We start from the raw sequence: 7621 nt of genomic DNA, 5'->3' as shown, positions 1-7621 counted from the left end.
AATTTTCACATTACAATCTTCAATCCGCTGGTGGAGAGGGGAGGATTCGAACCTCCGAAGGCAGCGCCGGCAGATTCACAGTCTGCTCCCTTTGGCCGCTCGGGAACCTCTCCAAATAACTACAATGCCCTCTCCGCCTCAGGCGGATTCGCCGTGGCGAATAATCCTTTTCTGTTTTTACTAACAACTAATCACTAATAACTATTCACTGCTGTTCATGGAGCCGATGAGAGGAATCGAACCTCCAACCCGCTGATTACAAATCAGCTGCTCTACCGTTGAGCTACATCGGCATCCCGAAGCTTCGGGACAGGGATAAGACGCAAAAATCCCCTCCAAAAAGAACATAGTATAAAAAACTTTCCTTTTTTGGTCAACAATAATTATATCACCTGAGCTTTGTTTTTTACAAGCCTTTGAAATTTTTTATTATTTCCCCTGTCTCTGCCTTAAAATCTCAAAAATAACTACCCCTGCCGCCACAGAGACATTTAATGAATTGAGCCTCCCGAACATCGGGATGCTTATAAGGGCATCACAGGACTGCCGGATAGTCTTCCTGAGCCCCCTGCCTTCAGAGCCGAAGACAATGGCAAGAGGCACGTTTAAGTCCTCTTCCCATAAATTTTTTGGGGCATTAAGGTCAGCTCCGTAAATCCATATGCCTTTTTCGCGCAAGACTTCCATTGCCCTTTTGAGATTAGATACCTTAACTACTGGCACATATTCAATCGCACCCGCAGAAGTCTTGGCCACAGTAGGCCCAAGATCAACTGCTCTGTGGGACGGTATTATAATGCCCTGAACTCCCCCGGCCTCAGCAGTTCTTAAAATGGCGCCGAGGTTTCTCGGATCCTCCAGTTCATCGAGGAGTAAAAAAAGTGGTAGCTTACCTTCTTTTTGTGGTATATCTACAATTTCTTCCAGGGATACGTATTCCGTGGACGCTATTTCTGCAACGACCCCCTGTAACCCCTTTCCGTGAAATCGTTTATTGAAAGCTTCTCCCGGCAATACCCTGAACTCAATATGATTCAGTCTGGCAAGAGTAAGGACTTCTGAAAGTCTTTGATCCCGCCTGCCTGCCGTTATGTATATGCGACTTATCGTCCTCTGACCAGCCCTCAAAGCCTCAAGAACCGGGTTAAGGCCAAAGATCAGATCCATCAAACCTTAACCTTCCAGTCCGTTTTATCCTTTTTGTCCTCAAGGAGAATCCCTGACTCTTCGAGCTCCCTTCTGATAATATCTGCTGCTGCCCAATCCTTTCTGTATCTGGCTTCCTGCCTCTCATGAATCCTCGAAAGAATCTCAGCCTCTGAAAGAGGAATCCCCTTCATGTCTTTAAGGGCAAGGTACCACTCTTTTGGTGTCCGCCTGAAAAGGTTAAAAACCCTGCCGGCATCCAGTATTGCATTGAGGGCATTAATTACGAGCTGTCTTGCCTTTTCGCCAGTCGGTACGACTCGATTCCGAGAAGGCATGCTGTCAAGGAAGCGATTTATTTCTCTTACAAGTTCAAAAATATATCCGAGGGCAAGGGCAGTATTAAAATCATCGTCCATAGCAGAATCGAACTTCCCTTTAAAGCTGTCAATGGTCTCTTCAAAGGTCTTATCTGAGGACACAGAAACTGCCACTGAGGAGATTTTTTCTCCAGCAGAATCGCCTCTAACAGAAAGAAAATCATCCATCCTTATTCTGGTTGCATAAAATCTATCCAGCGAAGCCTCAGCCTCTCTCAGTTGCTCATCAGAAAACTCAATCGGTTGTGCAGCCAGTATTTAACAAATGGTTTACCTGTAAAGGCTTCGCTCTGGGTTATTTCATTTTCATGATGGGGAAAAATTAAATCAGCCCCTCCGCCATGAATATCAAAACTCTCGCCGAGGTGTTTTATAGACATTGCAGTGCACTCGATGTGCCATCCAGGCCTTCCTGTCCCCCATGGGCTTTTCCATGCTGGCTCGCCTTCCTTTGAAGCCTTCCACAGGGCAAAATCCATGGGGTCTCTCTTCCTCTCATTTATCTCCACTCTTGCCCCGGCAAGCATCTCATCCTTTTCCCTTTTGGAGAGTTTTCCGTATCCTGAGAATTTACTTACCTCAAAGTAAACATCCCCATCTACAGTATAGGCAAACCCTTTCTCAATCAAAGCCTGGACTATATCTATTATCTCCTTTATATGTTCGGTTGCCTTTGGCTCTATATCTGCCCTTTCCACGCCAAGCCTCCCCATATCGCGGTAGTACTCTTCTGTATATTTTTTCGCAACATCTTCCACAGACATTTTTTCCGCCGCTGCCTTTGCTATTATCTTATCGTCTATATCAGTGAAGTTGCGGACATACCTCACCTCAAAACCCTTATACTGCAGGTACTTTCTTATCACATCAAATACTATGGCGCTCCTGGCGTGGCCGAGGTGGCATCTGTCGTATACTGTCACCCCGCAGGCATACATGCCCACCCTTTTAGGAACAATGGGGATAAACTCTTCTTTCTTGCCTGTAAGGGTATTGTGAATTCTTATTGTACTGCCTTTTCCCTCCAATTTTTCAATCCTTTTCTCAAGCTCTAAAATGTATTCCTCAAGCCTTTTAAACTTATCCTCAAGAGGGTCAGGTAAATGGACATGGTCGAGCATCTCAACAGGGCCTTCCTGAAGAATCTTCACAACCTTTTTCTTTATAACCCTGCCAGGGATGCCTACGACTATTGAATTCTCAGGCACAGAGTTGAGTACAACAGAATTAGCGCCTATCTTAACATAATCACCAATTGTTATTGCCCCCAGAATCTTGGCTCCGGCACCAACAACAACGTTTCTGCCGAGAGTTGGGTGCCTTTTGCCTTTTTCCTTGCCTGTGCCACCGAGGGTCACTCCCTGATAGAGCAGTGCATTCTCTCCGATTTCAGCGGTCTCACCAATTACAACTCCCATGCCGTGGTCTATGAAAAATCCAGGGCCTATCTTTGCAGCAGGGTGGATTTCAATGCCTGTAAAGAACCTGCCTATGTGGGAGAGAAGTCGCGGGATTACAGGGGTTCCAATGTTCCAGAGAAAATGGTTAATCCTGTGAAGCAGTATTGCATGGAACCCGGGATAGGCAAAAATCACCTCCAGGGCGCTCCTCGCAGCAGGGTCCTTCTCAAAGACTGCTTTGTAATCCCTTTTTATATCACTCCAGAAGCCCATCACTCTATTTTCTTCCTCAACAGACAAACCGCATAGGCTGCTATTCCCTCTCCCCTTCCTGTAAAACCCATGCCCTCATTTGTCTTTGCCTTAATGTTTATCAGTCCGGATGGGATGCCGGATTTGGATATGGCGTCTTTCATTGATTCGATATAAGGTGAGAGCTTCGGCCTTTCTGCAATAACAGTTGTATCGACCCATGAAATCTCAAATCCATTTAACCCTGCAAGCTCGATTACGTATTTAAGCAACTCTATGCTTGAGGCGTTTTTCCATTGCGGGTCAGTATCAGGAAAGTGTTTGCCTATATCTCCAAGGCCGAGAGCGCCTATAACAGCGTCAATAATTGCATGGCTGAGGACATCGGCGTCAGAGTGGCCGAGGAGGCCTTTATCAAAAGGAACCTCTATGCCCCCGAGAATCAGTCTTCTGCCCTCGCTAAGTCTATGAGCGTCATAACCAAAACCTATCCTCATATCACTTATTTTTCATTTCTCATTTCACACTTTTACTCATTCTGCTTATCAGGAATTCTGCAAGGATAAGGTCATCGCGTGTGGTTATCTTTATATTAAGAGGAGAGCCCATGATTATCTTAATCTTCCCGCCAATTCTCTCAACAAGTGCTGCATCATCTGTGGCAAAGAAATTTTCCTCATAAGCCTTTTGATAGGCCAGCTTCAGGACATTTAATGGAAAAACCTGAGGGGTTTGAATAGCCCAGAGCCTTTCTCGATCCATAGTCCTTGAAACAAAACCGTCTTGTCCCACTTCTTTTATTGTATCCCTGATTGGCACGCCAACCACAATATTGTCAACATCTTTAGCGTGATAGATTGCCTCCTCGATAAGCTCTACATCAACAAAGGGCCTTACCCCATCGTGAACAATAACTAAATCCCCCTGTTCAATAAGGTTTAAGGCGTTATAGACAGAATCCTGCCTCTCTTTGCCTCCAGGGGCAATCTTCTTTATTTTGCTCAACCCATAGGACTCAACAAGTTCAAGCCCTGTCTCAAGGTCTTCTTCCCTCAAGACAGGGACTACCTCGGTAACAGCTTCTGCCTTTTGAAGCTTCTGAAGCGTATGAATCAATAGAGGGATCCCGCCAAGCTCTACAAAAGTTTTCCTGCCTGTAGTACCAAACCTTTTGCCAATGCCTGCTGAAGGAACTATAGCAATTACTTTCGCCTTCATCCCTCTCTTGCCATCCTGTACTCTTCTCTTTCTACCTCTTCCTTGAGTTTTCCAAAAATCATTTTGCCTGCAGTCGTCTGGAGCACACTCGTAACAGTTATATCGATGTTTCTACCGATAAGCCTCCTCGCATTCTCAACAACTACCATTGTCCCGTCATCCAAATAGGCAACACCCTGACTCGACTCCTTACCTTCTTTAAGCACAAAAACATTCATGGCCTCGCCAGGCAATACAACCGGTTTAAGGGCATTTGCCAGCTCATTAATATTCAGCACCGTTACGCCCTGAAGTTCAGCCACCTTATTCAGATTGAAATCATTTGTTATGATTTTACCATTCATCTTTTTAGCCAGGGCAACCAATTTTGAGTCCACCTCTTTTATCTTTGGAAAATCCTCATCCACTATCTTTACGGTAAGGTTTGACATCTTCTGTATCCTATGCAGGACATCAAGTCCCCTCCTGCCCCTCGCCCTCTTTAAAGAATCTGGAGAATCAGCAACGTGCTGGAGCTCCTGAAGAATAAACTGCGGGAGGATAAATGTTCCCTCTACAAAACCTGCTTCACAGACATCAGCGATCCTGCCGTCTATTATGACGCTGGTATCAATAATCTTCTGGTTCTCCTCGACACCACCGCCTCTAAAGACCTTAATGAGATTTGGCATGGCGAGGCTGCTGCCTTTTTTGAGGCCTAAAAGAAGACCGCTATATCCTAAGAGAGAATTCAGTATAACAGAGATATAAAGGCCCTCTGCGCCAGTGAAAAAAGACTTAACCGGATAGTAAATAAGATTTGCAAGAATAAGCCCCATAGACATTCCGATGAGGCCGCCGAGTATCGTAGCCAATCCAGCCTTACTAAAAAGAAACTCTAAAATAAGACCGAGGACGCCTATGCCAAAGCCTATTGCAATCCCCTCATACGGCATCCCTTCTCTGAGACCGAAGAAATACCCGCCTATTACAAAAAAACCTAAAAAAACAATTCTGAAAAGCACTATTTCACCCCCTTCCTTTAACTATATGCTTTGAGGGTAACATAAAATTTCTTGCCACCCCTGTTGACATATAAGAGTAATGTATCGCCCTCTTTTATCCGTGAGGCAATCCCATTAAAATCCCTCGAATTATTGATTCTCTTCCTGTTTATTTCCTGAATTACATCTCCTCTTTTAAGGCCAATCTCTTCAGCCGGGCTACCTGGCTCCACACGTATAATCACAACTCCCTGTTCTCCTCTGGGCAGTCTTAACTGTTTAACAACCTCCTGCGTTATATCCATTATATGCAGGCCAACAAGGGCGCTTTCTTTTGATGCTTCTTCTACATCGGGCTTTACTTCAGAAACTTCTTTTGGGAGCTCAGCGATGGTTGCTTCAACATTAATCGTCTTTCCATCTCTTATTATTTTAATTTTGATACTGCTACCAGGGGAGGTCTGGGCAACCATATTTCTCAGGTAGCCGACATCCTCTATTGTCTTACCATTAAATTCCAGAATGACATCTCCTCTTCTGACTCCAGCTTTTTCTGCAGGGCTCCCTCTGAAGACCTCGCTAACAAGAGCGCCTTTCAGACTTTTAAGTCCAAATTCCCTGCCCAGTTCGGGTGTAATCTCCTGGATACTGACCCCAAGCCAGCCTCTGGTAACCTTTCCACTTTTAAGTAGCTGTTCCATTATCAGGCGGGCCATATTGCTGGGCACTGCAAAGCCTATGCCCTGATAGCCTCCACTTTTTGAAAATATCGCCGTAGTTATACCGATAAGCTCTCCATTTATATTCACAAGGGGACCGCCAGAATTACCAGGGTTTATAGCCGCATCAGTCTGAATAAAATCTTCATAATCCGCAATCCCCACATTTGCCCGCCCAACAGCGCTTATTATCCCCATGGTAACTGTATGGCTCAATCCAAATGGGCTGCCAATAGCAAGGACAAATTCCCCGACCTGGAGTTTGTCTGAATTACCCCATGGTATTACCGGAAGACCATTCGCCTTTATTTTTATAATTGCAAGGTCTGTCTTTGGGTCGGAGCCAACAACTTTACCCTTAAAATCCCGTTTGTCTATAAGGGTAACTTTTATTTCATCAGCCTCTTCTACCACATGGTAGTTTGTGACTATATAGCCGTCTGGAGAGACTATAACGCCTGAGCCAAGGCTCCGCTCTTTCCACCGCTTCGGCGATTTAAAATTGTGAAAAGGCTCTCCAGAAAAATCTCCGGATGGGCCTTCAAAATAAGGTGCAAACGGAGATAAACCTTTTTTAACACTCTTCGTCGCAGATACGTTAACAACAGAGGGGCCAACAGACTTTACTATATCAGAAAATGCCTCTCCTGTCCTTTTCAGTTCCTGCGGTACTTTCGGGGGATAAACCTGAGGGAAGGGTTTGTATATATAAAACAGGGCATCCCAGTTAGTACCTATAAAAACCCCTAAAACTATTGATATTAAAACAAGAATTATAATAGTCCGTTTCTTCATTTCTAAATTATAACTCTAAAGGTTTTACCTTGTAAAGAGTTTGAATTGCGTCATCTAAAATGTAACCAAGACCTTAGTCTACGTGTCATTCTGGCTTGTCCCTTTCCTGTCATTGCGGCTTGTCCGCAATCTTTCTTCCAAAAAGACTCCAGACAAGCTGGAGTGACAAAAGAGAGAAGGATTCCGAACCGATCCCGAAGCTTCGGGACAAGAGCAGGAAGGATTTCTGACAAGCAGGAAGGATAACAATAAAAACAAAGGTTCAACTTTTAGATACCTGTAGCTTGCTGCAGAGAGGTTCATTAAGGGAGCTTTAGCCTTCCAACACATCTCCTCATAAAACTATAAGCCCTTCTCTTTCCGCAGCTTGATTCAGTCTGGTATCATTGCTTGAAAAATGTATCTCGGTCCTGATTTTACTTTTCAGATTGAGGGCGGAGGCCAAATGAATGGAATCAAAACCCCTGAGGAGATATTTTTCCGCAATGTCACCAGCAGACCTTATCAATCCATCCGTAATTTCGATGACAAAATAGCTTTCCCAGTCGCGGTTTAAATCATCGACGATTTTTCGCAGTGTGTTAACAGAGAAACCATCTTCCTTCTGTTTCCTTGCGAAAGCAGACCTTGCTTCTGTATATGCTATTTTTGAGGTGGAAATGGCCGTTGCACCATGTGCTATCTTCCTGATTTTCTCAGAACCAATCTCTTCAACGTACAATTTAACC

General features: G+C 44.6%; 6 protein-coding genes, 2 tRNA genes and 2 pseudogenes. All 10 read right to left on the bottom strand.

Annotated elements, in window-relative coordinates:
- Positions 1 to 28: 28 nt before the first annotated feature.
- Positions 29 to 113: transfer RNA gene (locus HZC12_05665), tRNA-His, on the bottom strand.
- A gap of 105 nt (positions 114 to 218) precedes the next feature.
- Positions 219 to 293, bottom strand: a tRNA-Thr gene (locus HZC12_05660).
- A gap of 136 nt (positions 294 to 429) precedes the next feature.
- Positions 430 to 1170, bottom strand: coding sequence for a 23S rRNA (guanosine(2251)-2'-O)-methyltransferase RlmB (rlmB, locus tag HZC12_05655; GenBank protein MBI5026205.1), 741 nt, complete (start codon positions 1168 to 1170; stop codon positions 430 to 432).
- Positions 1167 to 2647 (bottom strand): annotated as a pseudogene (locus HZC12_05650) (cysteine--tRNA ligase). Before HZC12_05650 ends, rlmB begins: the two are co-directional and overlap by 4 nt.
- A gap of 48 nt (positions 2648 to 2695) precedes the next feature.
- Positions 2696 to 3199 (bottom strand): annotated as a pseudogene (gene cysE, locus HZC12_05645) (serine O-acetyltransferase).
- Complete coding sequence (locus tag HZC12_05640; protein MBI5026204.1) at positions 3199 to 3675, bottom strand: 2-C-methyl-D-erythritol 2,4-cyclodiphosphate synthase; 477 nt, start codon at positions 3673 to 3675, stop codon at positions 3199 to 3201. Before HZC12_05640 ends, cysE begins: the two are co-directional and overlap by 1 nt.
- A gap of 19 nt (positions 3676 to 3694) precedes the next feature.
- Positions 3695 to 4396, bottom strand: a complete 702-nt coding sequence (ispD, locus tag HZC12_05635) for a 2-C-methyl-D-erythritol 4-phosphate cytidylyltransferase (GenBank protein MBI5026203.1) — start codon at positions 4394 to 4396, stop codon at positions 3695 to 3697.
- A complete protein-coding gene (locus HZC12_05630; protein ID MBI5026202.1) occupies positions 4393 to 5331 on the bottom strand; it encodes a PIN domain-containing protein in 939 nt (312 codons plus the stop codon). Before HZC12_05630 ends, ispD begins: the two co-directional genes overlap by 4 nt.
- An 86-nt stretch (positions 5332 to 5417) precedes the next feature.
- Positions 5418 to 6893 carry a DegQ family serine endoprotease gene (locus HZC12_05625; protein MBI5026201.1) on the bottom strand — a complete coding sequence of 492 codons (1476 nt, stop codon included), beginning with the start codon at positions 6891 to 6893 and terminating at the stop codon, positions 5418 to 5420.
- Positions 6894 to 7227: 334 nt separating this feature from the next.
- A partial coding sequence (locus tag HZC12_05620) for a type II toxin-antitoxin system VapC family toxin (protein ID MBI5026200.1) occupies positions 7228 to 7621 on the bottom strand: 394 nt, incomplete at its 5' end.

This window comes from Nitrospirota bacterium, from assembly GCA_016214385.1.
GTDB lineage: Bacteria > Nitrospirota > Thermodesulfovibrionia > UBA6902 > JACROP01 > JACROP01.
Note: the sequence above shows the minus strand (reverse complement) of the source record. Positions and strands in the feature narration are given on the sequence as shown.